This is a genomic window from Pantoea sp. Ap-870, from assembly GCF_011752515.1.
Classification (GTDB): domain Bacteria; phylum Pseudomonadota; class Gammaproteobacteria; order Enterobacterales; family Enterobacteriaceae; genus Pantoea; species Pantoea dispersa.
Genome location: NZ_VWXG01000002.1, coordinates 452,512 through 477,456, shown reverse-complemented (window position 1 = coordinate 477,456; position 24,945 = coordinate 452,512). Strand labels below are relative to the sequence as shown.

The window sequence follows — 24,945 nt, the reverse complement described above, 5'->3', positions numbered from 1 at the left end:
TGCTTCTTCCGGATTTATTCAGTTTTTCCCTGCATCAGCTGCCGGTATTTCATGCTGTCGTGGTACATCTCATGGAATACGCGGTATTTACGGTCGTAATACTCTTTGATTTTGTTGGTCTGCGGCGTGATGGTCTTACCGATGCGGCTCATGGCGGCCATTGCTTCGGGCAAAGAGTCGTACGCACCCGCCGCCACGGTGCCCATCATCGCGCTGCCGAGCAACATGGCTTCACTCTCTTCCGGCAACAGCATCGCGCAGCCCGTCGCGTTGGAGTGCTCCTGTACAAAGATGGGATTTTTGGTGCCGCCCCCGCTGGCCATAATGGTATCAATGCAGTAACCACTCTGGTTCATGGTCTCAATAATATGGCGAGTGCCAAGCGCCAGCGCCTGAATGGTGGCGAGATAATGCAGCGCCATGTCTTCCGGCGTGCGTGACAGTTTCAGGCCAGTCAGCGTGCCGGTCAGGGTCGGATTGGCACGCGGTGAGCGGTTGCCATGGAAATACGGCAGCATATGAATGTCTTTGGTCAGGAAGGCAATATTCTCGGGTTCACCCGCCATCTTGCGCAGTATGCCGTTGAGCACTTCATAAATGGTTTTGCCGCTGTCTTTGCCCTGCTTGAGCAGGTCCTGATAACACGGATGCGACTGAATCACGTGGTCAATCAGCGCGCCGGTGGTAGATTGCCCGCCTTCGTTCAGCCAGTAATCCGGCAAAATCGCCGAATAGTACGGCCCCCAGATGCCGCCGATATAACGTGCGCTGCGCGACATCGCCATATGGGCCGTGGACGTGCCGCCAATCAGCGCAATGCGGTTGTCAAAATCCGCTGATTCGCCGGATGCGCCGCTGGCACCAAGAATACCGAGGCTGCCGGCGTGCGCATCAATAATCGAAACGCTGACCGCCGTGCCCGCCATTAACCCCATCTCTGCGGCGGCGCGCTGCGTCAGGCCATGCCCCAGCGGCTCACCCATGGTTTTCACTTCGCTGCCGATCTTTGCCGCGTTGTTTTCCAGTAAATCCTCCAGGCCAATCTGGCGGAAATAGCTCGGATCCCAGCGGTCTTCATGGCCGATATAGGTCCATTTGCAGACGGTTGAGCACAGCGATCGCGTAGTATCCTGGGTGGCACGCCAGGTGAGAAAATCCGGCAGGTCGAAAAGATGCCCGACGTTGCTCCAGGTGGTCGGCATGTGCTGTTTCAGCCACAGCAGTTTGGGGGTCTGCATTTCCGGCGAGATAATCCCGCCGACAAACTCCAGCACGCGATGGCCGGTGGCATTGATGCGTTCTGCCTGCGTGATAGCGCGGTGATCCATCCAGACAATAATGTTCTGCTCGCTGCGCCCGGTCGGGCTGACGGTCAGCGGTTTGCCTTCTTTATCCAGCACCACCAGCGAACAGGTGGCGTCAAAACCGATGCCTTTCACCTGAATCGGGTTGATATCCGCCTGACTGACCACGTCTTTAATCGCGTTACACACGGACTGCCAGATCTCATCAGAGGATTGCTCAACAAAATCAGCTTTCGGGCGGTAGAGCGTGATCTCCCGGCTGGCCTGGCCGAGCATACGGCCAGTCATATCGAAGACGCCCGCGCGGGCGCTGCCGGTTCCTACGTCGACGCCAATAAAATAACTCGCCATGTTCTTTCCTTTCTTGAAAAGCTTTCGCTTATGATTTTCTGTTTTGCAGAGCGATAAACAGGATCAGGACACAACCCCACAGCGCCATGGTCAGGTAACTACTGACGCCCATCAGGTTCAGGCCGCTTTCCAGCATTTGCAGCACGATGAGCGCCAGCACCAGCCCAATCACCCGGCCAAAACCGCCGTCAGGGTTAATGCCGCCAAGCACCGAGGCCAGAATGGTCACCAGCAAATAGGAGTCGCCGTAGCCAGCCTGTGCCGAGTTAAATTTGGACATCATTAGCAGTGCCGCGCCCCACCCCAGCAGAGCTGAAAGGACGTACACCGCGATGGTGACTTTATGCGTGTTGACCCCGCTGAACCGCGTCGCCTGCTCGCTGGAACCCATCAGATACAGGCTGCGGCCGAGCGTAGTGTGTTCCAGAAACACCCACAGCAGCATTGCCACCAGCAGGAATAGCACCAGGGCGACCGGAATACCCAGCAGGCTGCCGTTGCTGAGGTACTGAATCACCGGCGGGAAGCCGGAAATTACCGCGCCGTTGGTCAGCAGAATATTCAGTCCGGCGATCAGCGTCATGGTGCCGAGGGTCGCCAGAATCGGTGAAACCCCGATAAAGGCGATCAGCGCGCCATTGAGCACCCCAATCACCAGCGCCACCGCCAGACCCGCAAGCAGCGCCAGCGCGACATATTCCGGCTGGTTCGGATGCGCCACCAGAATCGCCGCCATCACCAGCGAACACGCGTTGGCACCGGCAATGATCGAAAGGTTGATCCCGCCGGTCAGCATGGTAATGCCCATCCCCAGCGCCAGCATGCCCAGAATCGGTAACTGCGAGGAGATCGACTGGAAATTGCCGACGCTGTAAAAGCTGCCACCCAGCGTAAAGGAGAACAGCACGGCAACGGCCACAATGATCAGCAACTGCAAACGGATGATGCGGTCGCCGGGGAAGAATCGGTTTAAGGTGGTCATGTCACATCCCCTTCGCCAGTTTGCGTTTTTCGTTCCACGCGGTGCTGCTAATGCTGACCAGAATGATCGCGCCGCTGAACACCTGATGCCAGTAAGATGAAATGCTCAGCAGGGTCATGCCATTTTGCAGGAAGGCCAGCAGCATCACGCCCAGAATGGTGCCGGTTAGCGAGCCGCGCCCGCCGCTCATGCTGGTGCCGCCTAATACCACAGCCGCCAGCACCGTCAGTTCATAACCGAGCAGGGAATTAGGTGCCACCGACTGGGTAATTTGCGCCTGTACCACGGCAGCAATACCCGCCAGCAATCCCATAAAACCGTAAACGTAAAAATGCAGTCGCAGGATGTTCAGACCAAGACGCGATGCGGCGTCACGGTTGCTGCCCATGGCGTAAATCTGGCGGCCCACGCGGGTGCGATTCATCAGGACGCCGGTAACGATGATCACCCCCAGCAGGCAAAGCAGCGGCAGGGTCAGGCCATAGTCGTAACCGTCGGCGGCGGTGAACGAGAACCAGCTGATCCCGTTCATAAACCAGTCGGGGAAACCGTACAACCAGGTGCCGTTAGTCAGATACACCAGCAAACCGTAAAACAGGTTGAGTGTCGCGATGGTGATAATGATGGCCGGCACGCGTAGCCAGTACACCAGAAAACCATTGACCAGGCCGAGCAGCAACCCGATCCCCATCGACATGGCAAACGCCAGCGGAAAGCTGCCGCCGTGATGAATGATATAGCTCGCCATCACGTACTGACCGATGGAGGTGACAGCGGGAAAGGAGATGTCGATGCCGCCGGCAATCAGCACCACAAACAGTCCACAGGCCAGAATGCCCAGAATGGCATAGCTGGTGGCGACGTCTGTCAGGTTACCCAGCGTCATAAATTCACTGCTGCTGGCGCTCAGACCCACCACCAGCAGCAGCACCAGTAATCCCAGCCAGAATTCGTGCTGGGTAAACAGTTTCGATAGCGATTTGTTACCCATTAATCACCTCCGCAATCTGCGCTTCGCTGCTCTGGTGCGGCGCGAACTCCGCTACCAGTTCGCCTTTGCGCATCACCAGCACGCGATGGCTGTTGTAATACGCTTCCGGGATTTCATCGCAAATCATCAGCACCGCCATGCCGGATTCCGCCAGGTCGCGGGCAATGCGGTAAATGCCTTCTTTATTGGCAATATCCACCCCTACCGTTGGTGAATCGAGGATCAGGATATGGGGCCGCGTCGCCACCCATTTGGCGATGGCGATACGTTGCGCATTGCCGCCGGAGAGCGTTTTAACCGGTAAACTGCTGTCCGGGACTTTTATATTCAGGTCACGGATCAGGTCCTTAACTACCGCCGCGGCTTTGCGGTGATCCATCAATCCGGCGCCGGTATGCAGCTTGTCGAAAATCGATACCAGCGTGTTGTCATAAATGGATTGATCCATGATGAGCCCCTGTGTCAGTCGGTCTTCCGACACATAAGCGATGCCGTGACGAATGGCGTCGCGGTTAGAGTGGAATTTCACCACCTTGCCGTTAATGCGGATCTCTCCGCTGTCCGGCTGGCTCATGCCAAACAGGCTCAGACAGAGTTCCGTGCGGCCCGCACCGAGCAGGCCGATAATCGACGTGATTTCTCCCTGGCGCAGCGACAGCGAAATATTGTGATACTGCCCTTTGCGGCTCAGCTGGCTGATTTCCAGCAGTGGCGTCACATCGGCGGGCGCCCGGTGCGGCAGATGGCTGTAGGTGAAACGCTGCCCGGTCATCAGGAACGCCAGCTCATGGCTGTCGAGTTCACTGGCCGGATAGGTGCCGACCAGTTTGCCGTCGCGCATGACGCTGATACGATCGGCGACTTCCATCACTTCATCGAGACGGTGACTAACGAACACCACGCAGATACCGGCGGCTTTGAGTTCATTCACCACCCGCAGCAAACCATTCACCTCGCTGCGGGTCAGTGACGCCGTCGGTTCATCCATGATCACCAGACTGGCGTCAGCAGCGATGGCACGGCATATTGCCACTAACTGGCGGTCGGCGATCGACAGCTTTTCAACTTTACGATCCGGATCCAGAGCAACGCCGACCCGTTGCATCGCCGCCAGCGCTTTTTTGCGCATTGACTCGCGATGTACCCAGAAATCACCGCCCGGTAAATAGCGGTGAATAACGATATTTTCGGCGACTGACAGATTGGGAAATAACGACAAATCCTGATAAATAACCTGAATGCCGTAATAAGAAGACAGCTGCGGCGTCAGGGTATGAAAGAGTTTTCCGTCCAGCGTGATGGCCGCGCCTTTTTCCGGTTGATAAACCCCGGAAATGACTTTAATTATGGTGCTTTTGCCGCAGCCATTTTGCCCGGCCAGACAATGCACCTCACCTTTATTCAGCGTCAGGCTGACATTATCCAGAGCTAATACGCCGGGGAACTTTTTACTGATTTTTTCGAGGCTGATAAAGGCCTCAGCATTGGCGGGGGACGTGCTGAGCGTATTCATCATAGATCCTTAAGCCTGCCCATCCTATTTCCAGCCGGGTGTTGGCGATGCTCGCTTATCCGAATCATTTATATCTCATCGAATTTCACTGACTTTCGCCGCGCCTGACGCGAATTATTCAGGGTATATGTTTTCAATTTCTGAGTAGAAGTTCAGATACAGCACAACATACAACGCCGTATCTGTTTCTATTTGCCTGGTGTGGCGCTGGAGATAATCTATCTCCGTTAAATTAAGGTGTTAAACATTCTGATCAGAAGCCAAGTGATTTCGCATTCTCTGGCGTTACTTCAAGAATTTTATTAAAGCGAATCACTTTCTTATCCATATCGACGTCGGCTTTGCCCAGACCTTCAATGCTCAGGTCTTGAGTGACTTCTTTACCCTGCAGCAGCTGATCGGCGACCGAAACCAGGGCGTAACCGGCATCTTTTGGATCCCACAGCAGGACTTTTTTGATGTCACCGCGCATCAGATATGGCGCAGCCTGAGCCGGCATTGCGATACCGACAACCGCGATCTTATTTTTCGCGCGCTTCTGCTGAACCGCTTGGCCGGCACCGATCGGACCGAGCGAGCCGAAACCGATGATCCCTTTCAGATCAGGATAGGTTTTCATTAAATCCAGCGTGGTGGAGTATGATTTATCAATATTTTCTGCCACCGGCAGGCGTGACGTGACTTCATGCATGTCCGGGTATTTTTCTTTCTGATATTTGATTGCCGCATTGGCCCACGCATTATGTAATGGCACGGTCAAAGAGCCGACATAAATGGCATAACCGCCTTTGCCACCCATATCTTTTGCAAGCTCGTCCATATTGGCTTCCGCATATTTCTGGCTGTCGATGGTTTCGACATCCCACTGACCAATTTGCTGGTCCGGCGATTCATGGGTTAATACCACGATGCCCTGGTCGCGCGCTTTTTTCAGTACCGGCTCCAGTACTTTGGCATCGTTTGGCACCACAATGATGGCGTCAACTTTTTTTGCAATCAGATCTTCAATCACCTTGACCTGCTGCGCCGGATCGGGCGTCGAGGCGCCAACCTGATAGGCGTTGACATCCAGTTTCTGTGCGGCTTCTTTTACGCCGACTTCCATGCGTGTGAACCACGGAATACCGGTAACTTTGGCCACCACGGCGATATCGTAAGGTTTGGCAGCGAATGAGGGTGTTGTGAATAACATGCACGCTGAAACCACACATGCACTGACTAATGCGAGGTTAAATTTCATTTTGGTACCTTTCTGATGAGGTTCTGATATAGGGAACAGGCGGTTGCTATTTAATTCACGCTCAGAGATTAACTTACCCGTACATAGGTTTTCGCGCAGATGTGATGGAAATGTGAGCAAAGCCCATAAATGTTAAATTATATAATTTTAAATGTTAAATAAATGTTAATAGATAGAGGATTCTGGCACGATTTAGAGCTTTATGATAGCTTTCACTGCTATTTTGCAACATTAAAACATCTAATTATTAACAATAAAGTTACATATAAAACACCACGCTAAGAGTTTTACGACTGAAAAGTCACCGCGGTGTCTTTTAAATTGCACGGATTGTGAACAGCGTCACGGGAGCAGGCGCAGAGGTTTTGCACTGCCTGTGCAGATGCCCGGGCACGATGAAACCACATCCGCACCAGAGGCAGGTCGGACATGCACGCAGCTATAATTCCTTATGAGCGAGGAGCGGACAGCGCTCAAAGATCAATCTCATACTCAATAGCCTCTTTAATTTTCGCCAGGGCCTCGCTCAGCTGATTCATCGTGACTGAGCCAAGAGCCAGACGAATAGCATGCGGCACACAGTTTGAGGTGCTGAAGGGTTCTGCTGTGGAAACAGAGATATGTTGCTGCATCAATCGGTGAACAAGCCTGTCAGCCCTTACTTCCTGAGGCAGTGATAGCCAGATAAAGTAAGAGTTGTCATGGCTTACCCATTCACAGTTCACAAGTATTTTGCGCGCCAGCGCCTGCCGGTGACGCGCGTCCCGTCTTTTCAGCGCCTCAAAGCGTTTAAGTGTGCCATCTTTAATCCAGTCGCAGACAATCGAAACCATGAGGGAGGGAGTATTCCAGGTCGTTGCCCTGATGGCTCGCTCCAGGGCAATTCGCATTTCAGCGGGACACACCACGGCACCGACGCGCAGGCCAGTGGCGACACTTTTAGCAAAACCGGTAACATAAACGGTTCTTTCGGGCGCATAAGTGGCAAGCGGCGGCGGTGGACGACGGACAAGAAATGCATAGGCCGCGTCTTCGATGATAAGAAGATCGAACGTTCTGGCAATCCGGGCCAGCTCCCTGCGCTGGGCATCATTCATAACCCAGCCAAGCGGGTTATGCAGTGTTGGCATGGTATACAACGCGCGCAGGCGCCGGCGTTGGCAGATTTGCCTGAATGCCGTCAGGTCCGGTCCACTGGCATCAGCGGGTATCGCCACCAGCTCCAGATGATAGAGGCTGGCCAGGGCTTTGAAGCCAGGATAGGTCAGAGCATCTACAGCCACCACATCCCCGGGTTTCAGCAGCCCCATAACAGCAACGCTAAGACCGTGCTGCGCGCCATTTACAATCAAAACCTCATCAGCAGACGTGGTCATGCCGGAGGCATTGAGCCATAACGCGATTGTCTCCCTGTCGCTTTGCCTGCCAGCGTGCGGCTGGTAACGCAACAGTGAAGCCAGATCGCCAGATGTGGCCAGCTGTCGCATTGCCTGGCGTAACCGTTCCGCCTGGTCCGGTAGCGTAGGATAGTTGAAGTTCAGATCGAGCACGTCAGACGCCACTGCGTACTGATCCAAACCCAGCCCGGCGGGCAGCGAAATTTCCCTGACAAATGTTCCTCTTCCGGTTTCTCCGCTCACCAGCCCCATGGCTTCCAGCTCAGCGTAAACGCGGGTAGCCGTTGCCAGTGACACGTGCTTTTCAGCCGACAGCGCTCTGTGGGTAGGCAGGCGGGCGCCCGGCAGGAGCGCGCCTGTTCGTATCGCGGAAGCGAATTCATCCACGATGACTTTGTATCGAGCTTTCATGAATTGTATCTATGACAATTATTTGATTGTCCTGAATGCTGGTACTTAGCATGGGGGCTGTCAACGTTATCTGTTAAATCATTTATCGAACTTAATGAGGTCTGTTGTGACAGTTACCAGGGTAAAAAATACACATTCTGGCCTGAAATCAGGTTGGCTGAACGGGCTGACCGGCGTGATCATCTTCAGTGGCTCTTTGCCCGCAACACGCATAGCAGTGCGGGAAATGGATCCCTTTTTTCTGACTTTTTCACGCGCTTCAATTGCCGGTGTACTGGCCATTATGCTGATTCTCTTTTTAAGTCAGGCTCGTCCTCAGCGGCATCAGCTGATTTCTCTGGTTGTCGTTGCTGCAGGTGTAGTGGTTGGTTTTCCTCTTCTGACAGCCATGGCGCTGCAGCACGTTACCTCGGCCCACTCGATTGTCTTCCTCGGTCTGCTACCCATGGCGACGGCTATTTTCGGCGTTGTCAGAGGAGGCGAAAGGCCCAGGCTGGCTTTCTGGATTTTTTCAGTCGCCGGCAGCCTGCTGGTGATGGGATTTGCCCTACTCCAGAAAGGTTCTGTATCAGTAACCGGCGATCTTCTGATGCTGGCTTCCGTGATTGTGTGTGGCCTCGGCTATGCCGAAGGTGCAAAGCTTTCGCGTGAATTGGGAGGATGGCAGGTTATCTGCTGGGCACTGATTATGTCCCTGCCGCTGATGCTTGTTGCCACCCTGGAGACCTTGCCGGAGAACATGGGCGAAATAAGCCTGCAGGCGTGGCTTTCACTGGGATATGTATCGCTGTTCAGTATGCTGATTGGTTTCATTTTCTGGTACAGGGGACTGGCTGCAGGCGGCATCGCCGCTGTGGGACAATTACAGTTGCTGCAGCCATTCTTTGGTCTCGGACTCTCAGCAACATTACTGTCTGAAACGGTAAGGCCGATGATGATTCTCATAACACTGGGCGTGATCCTGTGTGTCGTTGGCTCGCGCAGGTTTGCAGATTAGTCCTTAGCCTCCTGTCGTCTGGATTTACGTAAGTGTCCGCGTTGGGCAAAAAGTGAACCACGATATGCGACGATCAGCCTGATTCTCAATACCGGAACAGTTCATGCTATAAACGATTTAACTTTTCATTCACCGACGATTGAGGGAATTTTCATGTTTGCGGTTGAGGAAATAAAAGTGAAGTATCCTGGCGCAGATGCCTGGCAAATGGGTGACAGCGCGGAACTGGCCAGCAAGCTGGCAGAACTGGTAAAAAAAGGCATCAAAACAGCTTCCTGCGGATCGTTTACCGCTTACCAGCAGGAGGAGTCTGCTCCGAAGATTGGGAGCTATAACATTATTCTTGATGGTCAGAATACCCCGGTCTGTGTGATCAGATTGATTTCACTGCGGCTGGTGCGTTTTTGTGATGTTACAGAAGCGTTTGCCCGCAAAGAAGGTGAAGGCGATTTAAGTCTTGAATTCTGGCAGAAAGAACACCAGCGCTTTTTTAGCCGTGAAGGTCATTTTTCAGAAGATATGGAGTTGATTGCTGAAGAATTTGAAGTGGTAGAAGTGCTGTAAGATCAGGCAAAAGGTCAGCATTTTATCGGCGGCCATCAATAATAATGTCCGCTTTTAGCCTACAGAGGACTTAGCACAAGTCCATTTCTGCTATGAGCGCGAAGCGGTCATCAGCTATTTATCGACAAAAAATGCAGGCTTATAGCATAATGCTTATCAATTGAGAGTAAACAGCAGGCACTTTTTTGTAGCGGCGCAATTTATTGCGCGAAGCATTGATGGGCACGGTGCTGCTATTAGTAGGCGCGATTAATCGCGCCGCTACGAAATGTGCGGTAAGTGAATTTGGGACTTAACTGAACGGCATTAAGGCTTATAGCATGGTTGCTTATTTATTAACGGGAGCTGGTTTCTGTACATCTGTTGCTGTGTATGAATCGTAAATACATAGTTTAAACCGAATTGCATAGTGCTTGTTCCTGTACAAATCCCATCGCATTTATTGTGTAGCAATAAAGCTTTCTTTTCATATAGTTGGATGGTCAACTTTCGAAACTCAGCAGGTAATCGAATGATCTTAAGTGTTAATCACGTTGGTTTTTCAGTTAAAAACATTGAAGACTCCGTATTCTTCTGGACTCATATCCTTGGAGGTGAATTATTACGCGAAGGAAAAATGTCTGGACCCATAATCGATGAAGTCACAGGTGCAAGGGGAGCTGATGTACGGATGGCTTTGCTTGAACTGGCTGGTATCAAAATTGAATTACTACAATATAATAATATTGAGCAGCCAGCAGAACCTTCAGCACCTTATATCCCAGGCTACGCTCACCTTGCTTTTACAGTTGAAGATCTTGATACACTGTTGAGCAAAGTATCAGACTATGGCTGGAAGACGCCGGGTAAACCTCAGACAGTGTTGTCAGGACCGATGAAGGGAACCAGAGTAATATATTTACAAAGCCCTGATGGTCAGACGCTTGAATTAATGGAGCTTAGTCATTGAAGCCCATAAACTACGATCTGTTATCCACTAATTAAAACAGTGACGTTTTCGACGTCCGCTTCTGACACACAGCCGACATTGATCGCTTTACCCGGCAGGCCATAGAAGATCATGAACCGATCTGTTTTGCAAAAACACGCTGATTAGCACTACAACAGCGAGACATGCTTCTGCTTTAAAACCATGCGCAGCTCTTTATCAGGCTCGCCATCGACAATCAGCGTACTGGCCAGCTCCAGATCCCCAATCGCGAAGGCAGAGGCGGAATTGAGTTTCTCTTTTGACACCATGACAACGGTCTCGGCGGCTCTCCCCGCCAGCGCGCGTTTTATGCCGGCCTCTTCATAGTTGCCGGTCGTAAGACCGGCGGTTTTATGCACGCCGGTAACGCCCATGAAAAACAGATCAGCATTAATACGCGCAGCCGCCTCATGGACAGCCGATCCCACCGCGACCACCGAGTGGCGATAGAGCAGCCCGCCCAGGGTTATCACTTCTACCCGCGGAAAATCCACCAGCGCAACTGCAATACCGGGGCTGTGGGTGATCGCCGTGAAAGCCAGGTCTGCTGGCAGTAACTGCACCAGTTCTGCTGTGGTGGTTCCGCCGTCAATAATCACCACCTGACCGGGTTGAATCAGCTTCACCGCCTTTTGCGCCACACACTGCTTGGAACTCATTTGCACGTTTTTGCGTTTTTCGAAGGATGCCAGCGCGGCTGAAACCGGCAGCGCGCCGCCGTGCACGCGCTGTAACAGTCCTTCAGCGGCCAGCTCCCGCAAATCGCGGCGTATTGAGTCCTCGGATATGCCGAAACGCTGACTGAGTTCACCTGACATCACCTGATTTTCAGCCGCCAGAATCTTCAGAATCTGTTGTTTACGCTGGCTCGATAGCATAATTACCCGCTCACGTTTTTTCTTGAATTTGCACGATTATGCATGATAGCGTCTGTTTTGTCATCTTCAGGAGGCAAGCTATGCAGCAGAAAATACGCAATATCCGTGAGCAGCTGTTGTCCGACAACTGGTACACCCTGAAAAAATACACCTTTGAATTGCAGCGCCGTGACGGCTCGTGGCAGAAGCAGCAACGTGAAGCGTATGACCGCGGTAATGGTGCCGTCGTGCTTCTCTATAATCGCCAAAAGCGCAGCGTGGTGCTGACCCGCCAGTTTCGTTTGCCGGTTTTCATTAATGGTCACCACGGTTTTTTGATTGAAGCGGCTGCCGGGCTGCTCGATAACGCTTCGCCGGAAACCCGCATTGTCGCGGAGGCAGAAGAAGAAACCGGTTACCGGGTGCAGCATATTGAAAAAGTCATGGAAGCCTTTATGAGTCCGGGTTCGGTTACCGAGAAACTCTATTTCTTTATCGCCGAATATGCTGATGACGATCGCCAGAGCAAAGGCGGTGGCCTTGCCGATGAGGGCGAGGATATTGAAGTACTGGAATGGCCTTTGACTCAGGCCCTGAGCGCAATTCGCAGCGGGGAGATTATGGATGCGAAAACCATAATGTTACTGCAATACGTTGCCATGAATGTCCATTTTGAGGAGCCAATACCATGCTGATCCTGATTGCCGGCCCTGTGCGCAGCGGCACCGAAGGAGACCCGGTCTTAATTCACGCCAATATACAAAAATTAGATGAAGCCGCTCTGCAGGTTTATCACAGAGGGCATACGCCGGTGATTGGAGAATGGCTGGCATTACCTCTTGCCGCCGCCGCAGGTTCAAAGGCAATCGGTGATGAAATCCGTGAGGCTTATCTTTATCCGGTTGCACATCGGCTTATTCAACATTGCGACGCGATCTTACGTATGCCGGGCGCGTCGCACGGCGCCGATAACGATATACGGATTGGCAGAGAACGCGGGTCAAAAATTTATACTGACATAGATGAGATTCCGATCGGGTGATTATGCTTTCACTGGATGGCGACGATGCCAGCGCGGCCATTCAGGCTTATGGACATTTGGCTTGTCGCCGTCATCCAAACACGAGTATTTTTCGCGAATAAAACAAACTCATTGATGCTGGGGAAATATGCCACTATTGCTGATGGCGGTTTCTCTGCATCGTCTGTTGCAGTGATTCATAACTTACCGCAGCGATGTCGGCTGCTGGCACACAATGAAGGCATTATTTATGAATGATTCTGCATCTACATCCATCGGTCTGCTGCTGTTCCCTGCGCTTACGCAGCTTGACCTGACCGGTCCGTTTGAAGTCTTTGCGCGGGCACCAGACACGAAGGTGCATCTCATCTGGAAAAATCTGGAGCTTGTGGTGTCAGACCGGGGGATGGCGATTCAGCCAACCACCACGTTCGACGCGTGTCCCGCGCTGGATATCATCTGTATTCCCGGCGGGCCGGGGCAGATAAACCTGATGGAGGATGAAGAAGTCCTTTCGTTTATCCGGGCTCAAAGTAAGCAGGCGAAGCTGGTAACGTCGGTATGCACCGGATCGCTCGTGCTGGGCGCGGCCGGGCTTCTGCAGGGATATAAAGCGACGACGCATTGGGCCTCGCTGGATCAGCTGGCGCTATTGGGCGCAGAGCCGGTAAATGAGCGCGTTGTACGCGACCGCAATCGCATAACGGGCGCTGGTGTGACTTCAGGTATCGATTTTGCCCTCAGCGTCGTATCAGAGATGTTCGGACCGGATATCGCGCAAAACATTCAGCTGCATATGGAATATGACCCTGCCCCGCCCTTTGACTGTGGCTCGCCCCGCTCCGCATCTGAAGAACAGCTGAAAAAAGCTCAACAACAGGTTGCGCCATTTATTGAAAAGCGGCGGCAGGCGACGCTGAAAGCCGCAGCCAGACTGCAGAAATAACGGGTCGGCACGGAGCGGACTTCTCCACCGACGAATGCCTCGATGAGCGAATAACGGACCTACAGGTAAGAGTGAATAGGTTTCGGTCGTCATTAATTTAGTTTGCATTAACGAACGCGCCCTTCAGAAATTACACCGTTACGTGGCTTGCGATGATAGGGTGACATTCTTGCCACATTAAGAGGAAAGGCGAATGATTGTAAGGACCTGGCACGGTTGTGTTCCGCTCAAACACGCTGAAGATTTTGCGAAACACCTTGAGAATACAGGTGTGGAACATTCAGAAGGCATTGCAGGGAATATAGGCGCTTATGTGCGCAGAGAAACACAGGGCGACTGGGAGCATTTCTTTCTGGCAACTTACTGGAAGGATCTGCAGTCAGTAAAGACTTTCGCGGGAGAAAACTATCACGTGGCAGTGACGTATCCGGATGACGAACAATTTGAGTTACTTTCCGATCCATACGTTTTTCAGCACACCGTGGAAACCGTTTTACCGCTTTAGCCCCCTTTTCAGGGCGACTTAACGGTTGTCCTGATTCGTCTCTAAGTTGATTCGAAGCGTCAATGTCCGCTTTGCGCGACGAGCGGACGTTTCTCTCAATAGTCACGAGCCGGCAGGTACCCCCCTGGATTCAGAGGCTAAGCAGTGAAATGCCCGCGTTCAGAGTGAGTCCCAGACATGTCCGGCTTATTACATTACTGATATTTCAGAAATGAGGTGATGGTTAAGATTGCCGCCTCGTTCTATATTTCAATAAGTCAATACAAACTATTAAGGACATTTGTCATGCTCACGCAACGCACGCTCAAAACAACCTTTGCTCTGATGATTGGTTTCGCCGTTTTTGTTGCACCGGCTTATGCAAACCCTGGCAATGGCAATGGCAATGGCAATGGCAATGGCAATGGCAATGGCAATGGCAATGGCAATGGCAATGGCAATCACGGTAATAATGGCGCGCACGGAAATAAAGAGCAGGGTTACGCATCGTCGAAAAACGAACATGGACATCGCAAGAACGCCCGGCACCCCGATCATGTTCAATCTGATATCAGCTTCTCTCAGGCACGAGCGCTCGCCGTCAACTATGGTTTGGTAGGCTATCAATCTCTGCCGCCGGGAATCGCTAAGAAAGTGGCGCGTGGTAAAGCATTGCCACCGGGTATTGCTAAGAAAAATTTGCCAGCATCCATGATAAATGCGCTGCCTCATTACCCCGGCTACGAGTGGCGCGCGGTTGGAGATGATTTAGTGCTTATTGCGTTGAGCACAGCAGTTGTGACCGCCGTGATTAACGGTGTGTTCAACTAACCCAGTATGCAGATATCTGGCGTCTTGCAGCTCAGTTCATGGCGCTTAACAGCGGGACTGCTTAAGCGCTTTATCGGGTTTGCGCTGATGTTTCATAAGCGTGGTGATGCCAGATATAGTCAGCCACAGACAGGCAGTTTTCGTTCTCCCTCTTCCCACCGCCTGAATGTGTCTTAGCTCTTCTGAGTTACCTGGCTTTCAGGGTTTCAGAATGACTTTTGTCCAGCCATTATCACGATCATCAAAATGCTTATAGCCTTCGGCAGCGTCTGCCAGAGCGAGTCGATGGGAGATGATCTGCGCCGGATTGGCTCTGCCCTGATGGATAAGCCTTGCGAGCTGGCGGTTGTATGCTTTGACATTACACTGACCGGTCTTGATTGACTGACCTTTGAACCAGAAATTCCCAAAATCGAAAGGCACTTTACCCTCTTTGGCCAGGTCGGTCGCGCCTCCGGGATCCTGCGGAACAAAAACGCCGACCGCACCGATGCCGCCCGTGGCCTTAGTTGACGCGACAAGGCTGTTGAGCGTGGCAGAGTTATCCTCGTGGCCATGTTTATTGCAACATTGATACCCCACACACTCGCAACCGCAATCCGTGCCGCGCCCGTCGGTTAACTCGAGAATTTTATTTACTGCCTCATCGCCCACCCCATTGATCGCTACTGCGCCCAGTTGTTCGGCCAGCGCCAGCCTGTCCGGATGGGTATCAACCACAAACACCTGCGATGCGCCTTTAATCATGGCCGAGTGAGCCGCCATCAAGCCGACCGGGCCTGCACCGTAAATCGCCACACTTTCTCCGGGGCGCAATCCTGCCAGTTCAGTGGCATGCCAGCCGGTAGGGAAGATGTCGGAAAGTAAAACGTAGTCCTCCTCTTTTTCAACCGCATCCGGCGGCAGCACCAGACAGTTAAAGTCAGCATAGGGAACACGCAGTAACTCCGCCTGTCCGCCATCCCATTCGCCCATTTCAGCAAAGCCATAGGCGGCCCCGGCCGTACCCGGATTTGCCGTCAGGCAGTAGCCGGTTAACCCTTTCTCGCAATTTTCACAGAATCCGCAGCCGACATTAAAGGGCAGGCAGACATAATCGCCAACTTTGACCCGCTCAACCGCGCTGCCGATTTCAATGACCTGCCCCAGATTTTCATGGCCAAAGATGCGACCCTGTTCGAAGCTGGTTCGTCCTTCATACATATGCAGATCCGAACCGCAGATATTGGTGGTGGTAATACGGACAAGCACATCGGTAGGGCGAACGATTTTGGGATCCGGAACCTCTTTGACTGAAACGTCAAAAGGTCCGTTATAGACAACTGCTTTCATGATGTTCTCCTCACGTGCATGATCAGTTATGAAGGCTGCGGCTGCGTGACGCTTTGCGGTCGCCTCCCTCTCAGTGATGCTGCTTTTTCAATCAAAAGGCTTGATTGAATGTGTAAGTGTAGAACAGCGCATGAAGTCACCCGGGAGTATTAATATTATGTAACTCTATGAATTGTAAGCACCGTTTCGCTAAACGTCTTTTGTCTCCGCCTTCTTCCAGACCCCTGGCGCACCACACCGCTACGCTGACTTAGCCTTGTGCTGAATCCCGTAACAGCTATTGTCCTCAACCTCTGCCTGGTTTGAGTACCACATAAAAAAGCCCACTCCAGGGTGGGCTTAAACGTACACACGGTGACCAGCGTCATGCAATTAATCAAATATACCGGAGGGGCAGAAATTGCCTTCCCATCCAACTATCTTAGCGCCTGGATCCAGATCTCTCACCGATACGCTATCCCCGCCAAATTCTGAGCCAGTGACGACGATATCGTAATCATGATTTGGCTGAGGAATGAATCTGGTGGAGACAGATCGTTCTGTATTTTGGTAGTAGCCCGGCTGAGTCCAGTAATGAATTATACTTATCAGTTGCCCCGGCTTGATAGTAAATTCATTTATGAAAGCCCCCTTATTGTTACTTGATTCTGGCATTCCGATTTTTTTATTTCCTGACACAGGAATACCGAGAATAGCCAGACCAGCCGTAACCCGGCGCTCTAAAACTTTTTTATAACAGCCACTCGGCTGTTTTTCGTAAAATTGCAGGGCTGTATTGCCCTCAGATGCAGCACGAACCCTGGCTGCATCTGAACCTTTATAGTCTTCCAGAGAAGGCCTAAACCCAGCCGAACATCCACTTAACAACGTTACTATTATTCCCGTAATGACCAGTTTTCCATACATGCGCATCTCCTTACGTTTCTGTCGCTCCTGTTTTTATCGGCCTGTGGGTGTGAAATCTTTAACAGATATTAAGCCAGCCATCCGGGGATAATCTGTTCCTGAGATACCTGCCTGACCCCTGAACAATGTCCGATCCTGGCACAAAGCGGCCCTCCCCTCTGCGAACTCCGCTATCAACAACACGCTGCCATCATAGCTAAAGCAAAGCATCAGGTGATTATGGAGACTTAACCTGTTAGTTTAAAACGATGAAAACTTGCTCAGCTCTGTCTTCCGCAATCATTATTATCACCTTGCACGTTCAGGTGGGATAACGTTTGCCATTTTCCCGCCGGTAAGGCGGGCCTTACCGGTAATCAACCAGTGAGGTCAGCCATGAACACCACCGATGTCGCATCACCTGAAAATGCCACGCTTCACCTGTTATGTGGAAAAATTGCGTCGGGTAAATCTACGTTATCCGCAAAATTAGGCGCTGCACCGCGCACTCTCATTATCAGTGAGGATCGCTGGCTTGCAGCGCTCTATGCCGATGAAATGCACACGGTCGCGGATTACGTGCAGTATTCCTCTAAGCTCAGAAATGCCATGAAACCGCATCTGGTGTCATTACTTAACGCGGGGATGTCGGTAGTCCTGGATTTTCCGGCTAATACACCCGCCAGTCGTGAATGGATGATGAGTATCATTAAAGCATCAGGTGCTGCTAACCACCTGCATTTCCTTAACGTCCCTGATGAGGTGTGTAAGAGCCGATTACGTGCCCGTAACGCAGCTGGCACCCACGATTTTGCCGCTTCAGATAAACAGTTTGAAATCATAAGCCGTTATTTCTCAGCGCCAGCGGCTGATGAAGGTTTCAATATTATTGAATACCGCTCTTAAGCCGCCGGGTTGCGGCTTATGACGTGCTAATTCCATGACGCAGCCGGATTATGCGCCATTAAACGGCGCCCGATAACGGCGCCGTTTGTTCATCAAGGCTGGTTACCCCTCTCCCTTGCCGATTTGCCAGATGCCGGTTGGCGGCGTGCCGTTGACTTTCCAGTCACCGATGTCGCGCGCTTTGTAGATTACCGGGTTATGCGACGAGACGGTGCGCGCATTGCGCCAGTGACGATCCAGCGCTTTGCTGACGCGCGTATCCGACGCGCCAAGCGCATTAAACAATTCGGTGGCAGCACGCGGCACCAGCTCGCTGGCGATCACCTGCGCCTGTCCGGCCTCGGCTTCCGCCAGGTTGTTGATGGCGGCGATGGCCGCTTCATCGGCACTGACGTGCGCTTCATACGCTGATTGCAGTGAATGGGTAGCGCGAATCACTGTGGCTTCGACGGCAAATGCCAGACTGGTGATCTCGCCCACCACCTGCAGCACCTGCGCATCCTGCCGCGAGGCAGCTCCGTTGCCGTGACTGTAAACGCGGTTTCGTGCGGCAACGGCTGCCGCGCCGTCCCGCGCCACCGCGCGCGCAATGCCCGCCAGCGTCGCCAGCAACACATGCTGGTAATACGCGGTCTGATAACGGAAGCGCGTGGCAAAATCATACACGTGCTGCGTCTCCACATGCGCGTGCTCGAAGCGCGTCGTGCCGCTGCCAGTCAGGCGCTGGCCAAATCCGTCCCAGTCATCTTCACGCGTGACGCCCGGCTGATGCGTATTCACCAGCGCGATCACGTCACCCTGATTGTCATCGCGACGCGCGTAAACATCTATCCAGTCGGCGAACAGCGCACCGGTGCTGTAAAACTTCTCGCCATTCAGCGTCCAGCCATTGGCGGCAGGCGTGACGCGGGTGATCACGTCGCCCAGCCTGACGTTGCCAATCTCCGTCCAGCCGCTGCCCACCAACTCGCCATCAACAAAGCGGCGAAACCACGCATCGCGCTCCACATTGTCCGGCTGGTTGAGCCGGTCCTCGACAAACGCAAAGTGCGCGCGTAGCGCCTGCGGCAGGTTGGAATCCGCTTCCGCCAGCTCAATCAACAGCTGAAACAGCTGCGGCAGCGAGGCGCCCCAGCCACCTTTTTGCTGTGGAATACGCACCGTGCCAAAGCCGGCCTCCTTCAGCCACTGCAGTGGTTCATAAGGCAAGGTACGCGTACGCTCGCGTTCCGCCGCGCCCGCCGCGATGCGGGCAAACAGCGGTCGGAAGTGCGCCGCCAGCGTGTCATAGTCAGTACCGGTAGAGGGAATGCTCATGTTTTACTCCTGAGGGGAAAGGTCGTCGATGTCGTGGCGGGTCGGTTCGTGACGCACCGCCAGCAGGAAAAAGATCGGAATGATGGCGGCCAGCGATACCACCCAGAACATGTTGGTGCCGAGCGCCGCCTGCAGAATCGGCAGAATGAACAGCGCCAGCGCACTGCCGATGCCCGACAGCGCACGGCTAAAGCCGACGCCAGTCGCGCGAATCGAGGTGGGATACGAGAGCGCCGGATAGACCATCAGCTGTGCGCCCGGCCCGAATCCTTCGGCAAACAGCCATAGTCCGAGCATCAGCACCGCAAACACGATGCCCACTAGCGCCTGCGGGTGGCCAATCAACGCCAGCGCCACCAGAGCCAAAAACTGCAGCGCAAAGCCAGCGATCGCCACGTGGCGTGACGGATATTTCCACGCCAGACGCATCCCCAGCAGCCCGCCGGTGAAGGCAAACAGCGCGTTCAGCCCCAGCGAAGCTGAGATGGTCTCGAACACGCCGGCACCAAGAAATTGCGCCAGTATCGACGGCAGGAAGAAGGCGATGGCGGTGTACTCAAACGAAATACAGATATTCATTACGCCGGCAACGATGGTGCGTTCACGCCACGGCTTCTGGAACAGTACGCGAAAACTCACCTTCGGCGCCGCCGCCGCGGGTGGCGTTTCTGGTTCTGCTTCGTGTGCATGAATACCGTACGAATCACGCAGGATACGCACCGCCGAGGTCAGATCGCCCTGATTCGCGGCCCACAACGGTGATTCATTCATGAATTTACTGCGCACCGCGATGATCAACAGCGCAGGTACCGCGCCAAACAGCAGCGAGGCGCGCCACAGCCAGTCGAGATGATCTTTAGGCAGCAGAAAATAGAGGCCAAAAATCAGCAGGAAACACACAGTGGAAGCCGCATACCACATCGGGCACCAGGCCGCGAGCCGTGCGGCTTTGTTGCCTTTGCCGGCAAATTTAGAGAATTCTGCCAGATAAGACATCGCCACCGGCAGATCGATGCCCACGCCAATGCCCATCAGGAAACGCGCGCCAATCAGCACCCAAACGTTGGGTGCTAAGCCCGCCGCTATCGCCGATACGACAAAAAACAGCATGTCGGCCATGAACACCGAATAGCGGCCGTACTTATCCGTCAGCCAGCCACCAATCAGGTTGCCGACGATGGTGCCGACCATGATGGATGAAGTGACCAGCCCGGTGGTGAACGGCGATAGCTGGAACTCGCGCACCACGTCATCGATGCCGTACGACAGTGTGGTCAGGTCGTAGGCGTCGAGGAACACGCCACCCAACGCGAGAAACACAATCATGCGCGCATAGTTGTTTTTGCTACTGCGGGTGTTGATCAGCCTTGCCACATCACTGACCGAACGTACCGGTTGCGAAGCCGGCAAGGTGTTTTCTAAAGGAAGAGTACTCATAACGCCTCACGTCTGTTTTTGTTGTGCAGGTGAGGTGGTTATAAGCGCTTTATGCAGGGAACCAAAGCAACAATATTTGCTATTAATTACAATATAATCAATAAGATAACAAAGACACCAACACTAAACCCCGGACGCGCAATGCGGGTCCGGGTAGCGTATTCAGCGGTAAAGTTATTCAGCAGAAACCGGCACCAGCACGCCTTTGACCAGCGGGTCATCGGTGGTTTTAAGCCACTGCTGCAGGCGCGGATCGGCGAAAGCCTGTCTGAGTTTGACGATGTTCTCCTGCTCCAGGTAAGGCGTACCGATCACCAGCTGCGAGGCAAAGGTGCGCGGCGCGGGCGGGAAAAGAATGCCTTTGTCACGCGGGACTTTACCGGCGTCAAACTGCGACACATAACCAATCGCCGCATCGACCGAATTTAGCGCCCGCGGCATGGTCAGCAGATCCAGCTCTTTAAACACGAAACCGTGCGGATTACCGACAATGTTTTTCAGTTTGGCGGTGCGCGGTTCTACTGTCGGATCGAGGGTGATCAATCCCTGACGCGCCAGCAGCCAGAGCGCCTGGCCCTGATTCGCCCCATCGTCGGGCACCACAATGGTTGCGCCCTGCGGTAAATCCGCCACCGAGTGGTAGCGATCGGAGTAAATACCAAAGGCCCACTGGAACAGAGGCAGGCTGGAAGTGAGCTGGAAGCCGTTAGCATCGACCACCTGCTTCAGCCACCACTGATGCTGATAGACCGTCGCAGCATACTGCCCTTCTGCTACCGCACGGTCCGCCTGCACCGGATCCTGCACACCGACCGCCTCCAGCTTCAGGCCGTAGTCCGGCGCGATATGCTCACCCACATAGTCAATCAGCTTCTGTTCCCCGGCCATTGCCGGCTCATAATGCACTTTCAGCGTGGTGCCAAACACCACCGCCTGCGGCTGCTGGCTGCGCCACAACCAGCCAGCGACGGCCAGCAAAATGACCACTATAATCAGCAGCAGCCACGGCCAGCGGCGTGTTTTACGTAACTCAAATTCTTGTGTTGTCATAACGATGTCCCCTGAGGATGGCGCAAGGCCGCAACCAGCCGGTCGCCGAAAAATTGAATGGTCTGAATCAGTGCAATCAACACCATGATGGTGGCGATCATGATGTGGTTATCGAACCGCTGATAGCCATACACCACCGCCAGGTAGCCAATGCCGCCAGCGCCAATGGTGCCGGCGATGGCCGAGTACTCAATCATGGAGATCAGGTTGAGCGTGATAGCTGCAACAATCGCCGGCAGCGCTTCACTCAGCTGGGCGGAGCGGATGATCTGCCAGCGCGAACCGCCGCACACCAGCCCCACGGCGGTAACTTCTCCGGGCAGCTCGCGTAATGCGTTGTCGACCAGACGGCCAAAGAAAGGAATCCCGGCGGCGATCATCGGTACCACCGCCGCCGGAATGCCGATGGTGGTGCCGGTGAGCCAGAAGGTAAACGGAATGATGGCCGCCATCAGCACCAGAAACGGTAACGAGCGCCCCATATTGACGATCCAGCTCAGCACCCGATGCACACCGCGCTGCGGAAACAGTCCGCGCGGCGAGGTGTTAAACAGCACCACGCCAACCACGCCACCGAGGCTCACCACAAACAGCATCACGATGCCGACCATCAACGCGGTTTCACCCAGCGCCGGCAACATCAGTGCCGGAATTTCAGGCCAGGGCGTGTCCTGGCTTATCACGGATACGCTCATACCGCCTCCCGTAACGGCGGCACGCTGACAGCAACGCTGGCCGCCAGGCCATACTGTTCCAGCTGCGTCAGCAACCGTGCCAGCGGCACCTGCTCCTGCTGAAAATGAATGCCCACCTGCAACCGTCCGGCCTGGATGCCATTGACCCGCTCGACATGCGCACCCAGCAGATCCACCTTTAAAGCGAACTGCTGGCTGATGCGCGAAATCCAGTCGCTGGCCACCGCGACATCGGTACGGTAGCTAAGCTGCAGCACCAGTCCGGCATCACTGACTTGTGCCGTCAGCGGCAGCAGCCGCTGGCCGAGCGCGCTGTCCGGCTGTGCCAGCAGCGCACTGACGGTGCCATACTGCACTATCTCTCCATCGCGAATCTCGGCAACCGCATCCGCCGCCTGACGTACGGCATCCATTTCATGGGTGATCAGCACGATTGCCAGCCGGTAGTCGTCACGCAGTTTTTTCAGCAGCTCAAGGATGGTGACCGTCGCTTCCGGATCGAGACCGGAGGTGGCTTCGTCGGCCAGCAATACAGACGGACGCAGCGCCAGCGCGCGGGCAATACCGATGCGCTGCCGCTGCCCACCGGAGAGCTGGGCGGGAAAGGCGCTGGCTTTGTGGCTCAGCCCGACACTCTCCAGCAGCTCGCCGACGCGGGCGCGGATATCGCGCTCTACCACACCGAGATAGCGCAGCGGCAGCGCGATATTTTCCCAGGCACTTTTACGCTGCAGCAGCGCGGAAGACTGAAATACCGTGCCGATAGCGCGACGCGCGCGGCGCAGCGCTTCGCCATCCAGCCGGGATAAATCGCTGCCGTTGACCCGGATGCTGCCGCCACTCGGCTGCTCCAGCAGGCTGATGCATTTCGCCAGCGTAGATTTTCCGGCACCGCTCGGTCCGACCACCGCGGTGATGCTGGCTTCCGGCACCTGCAGCGTGATGTTTTTCAGCACGTCGGTGACGCGACCGTCCGGCGCACGGTAGTGCTTACTCAGGCGCTCGATTTCGATCATATGACCTCCTGCTGCTGCGCGCTGCGTACGCGATAGCCAGCACCCGGATGCGGCGCACTGAGCTGCGGCCCGGCGGCAAACAGCTTTTCGCGTAGCGTGCCCGCGGCGTAATCCTGTTTGTAAACGCCGCGTTTTTGCAGCTCCGGAATCAGCAGCTCGACCACATCCTCAAAGATTTCATGGGTCAGCGCATACGCCAGGTTGAAACCATCCACGTCGGTCTCTTCTACCCAGCTCTGCAACTCATCCGCCACCGTTGCCGCACTGCCCACCAGCAGCGGGCCAAAACCGCCGATGCCCACCCAGTCGGCCAGCGCTTTCACCGTCCATTGACGATCGGGATCGGCAGTAGAGAAAGTTTCAACCGCTGACTGAATGGCATTGGTGTGCAGGTATTTCAGCACCTGGTCCGGCTGATATTGTCCAAAGTCGATGCCGGTCCAGCCAGAGACCAGCGCCAGCGCGCCTTCGTAGCTGACCCAGTTTTTATACTCCTGCCACTTCGCCTGCGCCGCCCGATCGGTTTCACCGACAATCACCGTCTGCAGGTTGAAGATCAAAATACTGCGGGGATCGCGACCGGCTTCGGCTGCACGACGCCGGATGTCGGCCACGGTTTTCTTTAACAGCACTTTGGACGGCGCGGCGACAAATACACATTCTGCGTGCTCAGCGGCAAACTGTTTGCCGCGGCTCGATGCACCGGCCTGATACAGCACCGGCGTGCGCTGCGGCGAGGGTTCACACAGATGGATGCCCGGTACGTTAAAGAAGGTACCCTGATGGTTAATCGGATGGATTTTGCCGGGATCGCTGAAAATACGACGCTGACGATCGCGCAGCACCGCATCCTGCTCCCAGCTGCCTTCCAGCAGTTTATAGACCACCTGCAGGTACTCATCGGCATAGTCATAGCGGCTGTCATGATCGGTTTGCGCTTTATGACCAATGTTGCGCGCGCCGCTCTCCAGATAGGAGGTAACGATGTTCCAGCCAATGCGGCCTTTGGTCAGATGGTCCAGCGTCGACAAACGGCGCGCGAACGGATAAGGATGCTCAAACGACAGCGAGGCGGTTAAACCGAAACCAAGGTGCTCTGTGACCAGCGCCATCGGCGTAATCAACGCCAGCGGATCGTTCACCGGCACCTGAGTGGCCTGGCGTATCGCCGCGTCACCGTTGCCGTTCAGCACATCGTAAATGCCGAGCACATCGGCAATGAACAGGCCGTCAAACTTGCCGCGCTCGAGCAGGCGCGCCAAATCAACCCAGTATTCCAGATCTTTATACTGCCATGAGCGGTCACGGGGATGGGCCCAGAGTCCGGGCGACTGGTGACCAACACAGTTCATATCAAAGGCATTCAGGCGTATTTCGCGTTGCGATGGCATAGCAATCTCCATAGCGAGGCCGTGGTCGTGCAACGACCCGGCGTTCGTCAGTTAATT

The 24,945-nt window shown here is 54.2% G+C and carries 25 protein-coding genes; 10 read left to right on the top strand and 15 right to left on the bottom strand.

Annotated features, from left to right (window positions below; translation table 11 throughout):
* Positions 1-14: 14 nt before the first annotated feature.
* The 6 genes from F3J41_RS08350 to F3J41_RS08325 all read right to left on the bottom strand — a co-directional run bounded on the left by F3J41_RS08350 (position 15) and on the right by F3J41_RS08325 (position 8,189).
* The gene (locus F3J41_RS08350; RefSeq protein ID WP_058776185.1) at positions 15-1,655 is read right to left on the bottom strand and encodes an FGGY-family carbohydrate kinase; all 1,641 of its coding nucleotides are present in this window, start codon (positions 1,653-1,655) and stop codon (positions 15-17) included.
* A gap of 28 nt (positions 1,656-1,683) precedes the next feature.
* Positions 1,684-2,637 (bottom strand): ABC transporter permease, encoded by a 954-nt coding sequence (locus F3J41_RS08345; protein ID WP_166710644.1) that lies wholly within the window; start codon positions 2,635-2,637, stop codon positions 1,684-1,686.
* A gap of 1 nt (position 2,638) precedes the next feature.
* The gene (locus F3J41_RS08340; RefSeq protein WP_136546598.1) at positions 2,639-3,628 is read right to left on the bottom strand and encodes an ABC transporter permease; all 990 of its coding nucleotides are present in this window, start codon (positions 3,626-3,628) and stop codon (positions 2,639-2,641) included.
* A complete protein-coding gene (locus F3J41_RS08335; protein ID WP_166710834.1) occupies positions 3,621-5,141 on the bottom strand; it encodes a sugar ABC transporter ATP-binding protein in 1,521 nt (506 codons plus the stop codon). Before F3J41_RS08335 ends, F3J41_RS08340 begins: the two co-directional genes overlap by 8 nt.
* Positions 5,142-5,394: 253 nt before the next feature.
* Positions 5,395-6,381, bottom strand: coding sequence for an autoinducer 2 ABC transporter substrate-binding protein (locus F3J41_RS08330; RefSeq protein WP_132463481.1), 987 nt, complete (start codon positions 6,379-6,381; stop codon positions 5,395-5,397).
* A 473-nt stretch (positions 6,382-6,854) separates the two neighbouring features.
* Positions 6,855-8,189 carry a PLP-dependent aminotransferase family protein gene (locus tag F3J41_RS08325; RefSeq protein WP_166710642.1) on the bottom strand — a complete coding sequence of 445 codons (1,335 nt, stop codon included), beginning with the start codon at positions 8,187-8,189 and terminating at the stop codon, positions 6,855-6,857.
* Positions 8,190-8,295: 106 nt separating this feature from the next.
* On the opposite strand from F3J41_RS08325, the gene F3J41_RS08320 reads away from it, so the two are divergent.
* The 3 genes from F3J41_RS08320 to F3J41_RS08310 all read left to right on the top strand — a co-directional run bounded on the left by F3J41_RS08320 (position 8,296) and on the right by F3J41_RS08310 (position 10,699).
* Positions 8,296-9,186: a DMT family transporter gene (locus F3J41_RS08320; protein WP_233209809.1), complete on the top strand. Its 891-nt coding sequence runs from the start codon at positions 8,296-8,298 to the stop codon at positions 9,184-9,186.
* A 153-nt stretch (positions 9,187-9,339) separates the two neighbouring features.
* A complete protein-coding gene (locus F3J41_RS08315) occupies positions 9,340-9,750 on the top strand; it encodes an ASCH domain-containing protein (protein WP_021508779.1) in 411 nt (136 codons plus the stop codon).
* Positions 9,751-10,261: 511 nt separating this feature from the next.
* Complete coding sequence (locus F3J41_RS08310; protein WP_071813625.1) at positions 10,262-10,699, top strand: VOC family protein; 438 nt, start codon at positions 10,262-10,264, stop codon at positions 10,697-10,699.
* A gap of 149 nt (positions 10,700-10,848) precedes the next feature.
* Here F3J41_RS08310 and F3J41_RS08305 read toward each other — a convergent pair whose 3' ends face one another.
* Positions 10,849-11,598, bottom strand: coding sequence for a DeoR/GlpR family DNA-binding transcription regulator (locus F3J41_RS08305; RefSeq protein ID WP_166710640.1), 750 nt, complete (start codon positions 11,596-11,598; stop codon positions 10,849-10,851).
* An 80-nt stretch (positions 11,599-11,678) separates the two neighbouring features.
* Here F3J41_RS08305 and F3J41_RS08300 point away from each other — a divergent pair, with 80 nt between their 5' ends.
* The 6 genes from F3J41_RS08300 (at position 11,679) to F3J41_RS08275 (ending at position 14,859) form a co-directional block, all read left to right on the top strand.
* Positions 11,679-12,272: an NUDIX domain-containing protein gene (locus tag F3J41_RS08300; protein ID WP_166710638.1), complete on the top strand. Its 594-nt coding sequence runs from the start codon at positions 11,679-11,681 to the stop codon at positions 12,270-12,272.
* Entirely contained in the window at positions 12,266-12,619 is a 354-nt protein-coding gene (locus F3J41_RS08295; protein WP_021508783.1) for a hypothetical protein, read from the top strand. Before F3J41_RS08300 ends, F3J41_RS08295 begins: the two co-directional genes overlap by 7 nt.
* Positions 12,620-12,643: 24 nt before the next feature.
* Entirely contained in the window at positions 12,644-12,856 is a 213-nt protein-coding gene (locus tag F3J41_RS08290; protein ID WP_166710636.1) for a hypothetical protein, read from the top strand.
* Positions 12,849-13,544 (top strand): DJ-1/PfpI family protein, encoded by a 696-nt coding sequence (locus tag F3J41_RS08285; protein ID WP_166710634.1) that lies wholly within the window; start codon positions 12,849-12,851, stop codon positions 13,542-13,544. The genes F3J41_RS08290 and F3J41_RS08285 overlap by 8 nt, the downstream gene beginning before the upstream one ends.
* A gap of 193 nt (positions 13,545-13,737) precedes the next feature.
* Positions 13,738-14,049 (top strand): hypothetical protein, encoded by a 312-nt coding sequence (locus tag F3J41_RS08280; RefSeq protein ID WP_166710632.1) that lies wholly within the window; start codon positions 13,738-13,740, stop codon positions 14,047-14,049.
* A gap of 285 nt (positions 14,050-14,334) precedes the next feature.
* Complete coding sequence (locus F3J41_RS08275; protein WP_166710832.1) at positions 14,335-14,859, top strand: anti-virulence regulator CigR family protein; 525 nt, start codon at positions 14,335-14,337, stop codon at positions 14,857-14,859.
* A gap of 198 nt (positions 14,860-15,057) precedes the next feature.
* Here the strand turns inward: F3J41_RS08275 and F3J41_RS08270 are convergent, their stop codons facing one another.
* Together F3J41_RS08270 and F3J41_RS08265 are read right to left on the bottom strand one after the other, a co-directional pair.
* Positions 15,058-16,191: a glutathione-independent formaldehyde dehydrogenase gene (locus tag F3J41_RS08270; protein ID WP_104093481.1), complete on the bottom strand. Its 1,134-nt coding sequence runs from the start codon at positions 16,189-16,191 to the stop codon at positions 15,058-15,060.
* 372 nt (positions 16,192-16,563) lie between these two features.
* Positions 16,564-17,097: a hypothetical protein gene (locus F3J41_RS08265; RefSeq protein WP_166710630.1), complete on the bottom strand. Its 534-nt coding sequence runs from the start codon at positions 17,095-17,097 to the stop codon at positions 16,564-16,566.
* 375 nt (positions 17,098-17,472) lie between these two features.
* Between F3J41_RS08265 and F3J41_RS08260 the strand changes: the two genes are divergently transcribed.
* A complete protein-coding gene (locus F3J41_RS08260) occupies positions 17,473-17,982 on the top strand; it encodes an ATP-binding protein (RefSeq protein ID WP_166710628.1) in 510 nt (169 codons plus the stop codon).
* Positions 17,983-18,084: 102 nt separating this feature from the next.
* Here F3J41_RS08260 and F3J41_RS08255 read toward each other — a convergent pair whose 3' ends face one another.
* The 6 genes from F3J41_RS08255 to F3J41_RS08230 all read right to left on the bottom strand — a co-directional run bounded on the left by F3J41_RS08255 (position 18,085) and on the right by F3J41_RS08230 (position 24,888).
* Positions 18,085-19,299: an acyl-CoA dehydrogenase family protein gene (locus F3J41_RS08255; RefSeq protein WP_166710626.1), complete on the bottom strand. Its 1,215-nt coding sequence runs from the start codon at positions 19,297-19,299 to the stop codon at positions 18,085-18,087.
* A gap of 3 nt (positions 19,300-19,302) precedes the next feature.
* Positions 19,303-20,736 carry an MFS transporter gene (locus F3J41_RS08250; RefSeq protein ID WP_152390888.1) on the bottom strand — a complete coding sequence of 478 codons (1,434 nt, stop codon included), beginning with the start codon at positions 20,734-20,736 and terminating at the stop codon, positions 19,303-19,305.
* Between the two features lie 174 nt (positions 20,737-20,910).
* Positions 20,911-21,786, bottom strand: coding sequence for a MetQ/NlpA family ABC transporter substrate-binding protein (locus tag F3J41_RS08245; protein ID WP_152390887.1), 876 nt, complete (start codon positions 21,784-21,786; stop codon positions 20,911-20,913).
* Entirely contained in the window at positions 21,783-22,481 is a 699-nt protein-coding gene (locus F3J41_RS08240; protein WP_166710624.1) for a methionine ABC transporter permease, read from the bottom strand. The genes F3J41_RS08245 and F3J41_RS08240 overlap by 4 nt, the downstream gene beginning before the upstream one ends.
* Positions 22,478-23,497 (bottom strand): methionine ABC transporter ATP-binding protein, encoded by a 1,020-nt coding sequence (locus F3J41_RS08235; protein WP_166710622.1) that lies wholly within the window; start codon positions 23,495-23,497, stop codon positions 22,478-22,480. Before F3J41_RS08235 ends, F3J41_RS08240 begins: the two co-directional genes overlap by 4 nt.
* Complete coding sequence (locus F3J41_RS08230) at positions 23,494-24,888, bottom strand: LLM class flavin-dependent oxidoreductase (protein WP_166710620.1); 1,395 nt, start codon at positions 24,886-24,888, stop codon at positions 23,494-23,496. Before F3J41_RS08230 ends, F3J41_RS08235 begins: the two co-directional genes overlap by 4 nt.
* Between the last annotated feature and the right edge of the window lie 57 nt (positions 24,889-24,945).

Excerpts from the sequence above, each read along its gene's own strand:
- F3J41_RS08250 (WP_152390888.1), bottom strand. The coding sequence starts at position 20,736 with ATGAGTACTCTTCCTTTAGAAAACACCTTGCCGGCTTCGCAACCGGTA.
- F3J41_RS08290 (WP_166710636.1), top strand. The coding sequence starts at position 12,644 with ATGCCAGCGCGGCCATTCAGGCTTATGGACATTTGGCTTGTCGCCGTC.
- F3J41_RS08245 (WP_152390887.1), bottom strand. The coding sequence starts at position 21,786 with ATGACAACACAAGAATTTGAGTTACGTAAAACACGCCGCTGGCCGTGG.
- F3J41_RS08285 (WP_166710634.1), top strand. The coding sequence starts at position 12,849 with ATGAATGATTCTGCATCTACATCCATCGGTCTGCTGCTGTTCCCTGCG.
- F3J41_RS08235 (WP_166710622.1), bottom strand. The coding sequence starts at position 23,497 with ATGATCGAAATCGAGCGCCTGAGTAAGCACTACCGTGCGCCGGACGGT.
- F3J41_RS08240 (WP_166710624.1), bottom strand. The coding sequence starts at position 22,481 with ATGAGCGTATCCGTGATAAGCCAGGACACGCCCTGGCCTGAAATTCCG.
- F3J41_RS08230 (WP_166710620.1), bottom strand. The coding sequence starts at position 24,888 with ATGCCATCGCAACGCGAAATACGCCTGAATGCCTTTGATATGAACTGT.
- F3J41_RS08260 (WP_166710628.1), top strand. The coding sequence starts at position 17,473 with ATGAACACCACCGATGTCGCATCACCTGAAAATGCCACGCTTCACCTG.
- F3J41_RS08275 (WP_166710832.1), top strand. The coding sequence starts at position 14,335 with ATGCTCACGCAACGCACGCTCAAAACAACCTTTGCTCTGATGATTGGT.
- F3J41_RS08325 (WP_166710642.1), bottom strand. The coding sequence starts at position 8,189 with ATGAAAGCTCGATACAAAGTCATCGTGGATGAATTCGCTTCCGCGATA.
- F3J41_RS08280 (WP_166710632.1), top strand. The coding sequence starts at position 13,738 with ATGATTGTAAGGACCTGGCACGGTTGTGTTCCGCTCAAACACGCTGAA.
- F3J41_RS08265 (WP_166710630.1), bottom strand. The coding sequence starts at position 17,097 with ATGTATGGAAAACTGGTCATTACGGGAATAATAGTAACGTTGTTAAGT.
- F3J41_RS08300 (WP_166710638.1), top strand. The coding sequence starts at position 11,679 with ATGCAGCAGAAAATACGCAATATCCGTGAGCAGCTGTTGTCCGACAAC.
- F3J41_RS08295 (WP_021508783.1), top strand. The coding sequence starts at position 12,266 with ATGCTGATCCTGATTGCCGGCCCTGTGCGCAGCGGCACCGAAGGAGAC.
- F3J41_RS08270 (WP_104093481.1), bottom strand. The coding sequence starts at position 16,191 with ATGAAAGCAGTTGTCTATAACGGACCTTTTGACGTTTCAGTCAAAGAG.
- F3J41_RS08305 (WP_166710640.1), bottom strand. The coding sequence starts at position 11,598 with ATGCTATCGAGCCAGCGTAAACAACAGATTCTGAAGATTCTGGCGGCT.
- F3J41_RS08315 (WP_021508779.1), top strand. The coding sequence starts at position 9,340 with ATGTTTGCGGTTGAGGAAATAAAAGTGAAGTATCCTGGCGCAGATGCC.
- F3J41_RS08330 (WP_132463481.1), bottom strand. The coding sequence starts at position 6,381 with ATGAAATTTAACCTCGCATTAGTCAGTGCATGTGTGGTTTCAGCGTGC.
- F3J41_RS08350 (WP_058776185.1), bottom strand. The coding sequence starts at position 1,655 with ATGGCGAGTTATTTTATTGGCGTCGACGTAGGAACCGGCAGCGCCCGC.
- F3J41_RS08345 (WP_166710644.1), bottom strand. The coding sequence starts at position 2,637 with ATGACCACCTTAAACCGATTCTTCCCCGGCGACCGCATCATCCGTTTG.
- F3J41_RS08255 (WP_166710626.1), bottom strand. The coding sequence starts at position 19,299 with ATGAGCATTCCCTCTACCGGTACTGACTATGACACGCTGGCGGCGCAC.
- F3J41_RS08335 (WP_166710834.1), bottom strand. The coding sequence starts at position 5,141 with ATGAATACGCTCAGCACGTCCCCCGCCAATGCTGAGGCCTTTATCAGC.
- F3J41_RS08340 (WP_136546598.1), bottom strand. The coding sequence starts at position 3,628 with ATGGGTAACAAATCGCTATCGAAACTGTTTACCCAGCACGAATTCTGG.
- F3J41_RS08310 (WP_071813625.1), top strand. The coding sequence starts at position 10,262 with ATGATCTTAAGTGTTAATCACGTTGGTTTTTCAGTTAAAAACATTGAA.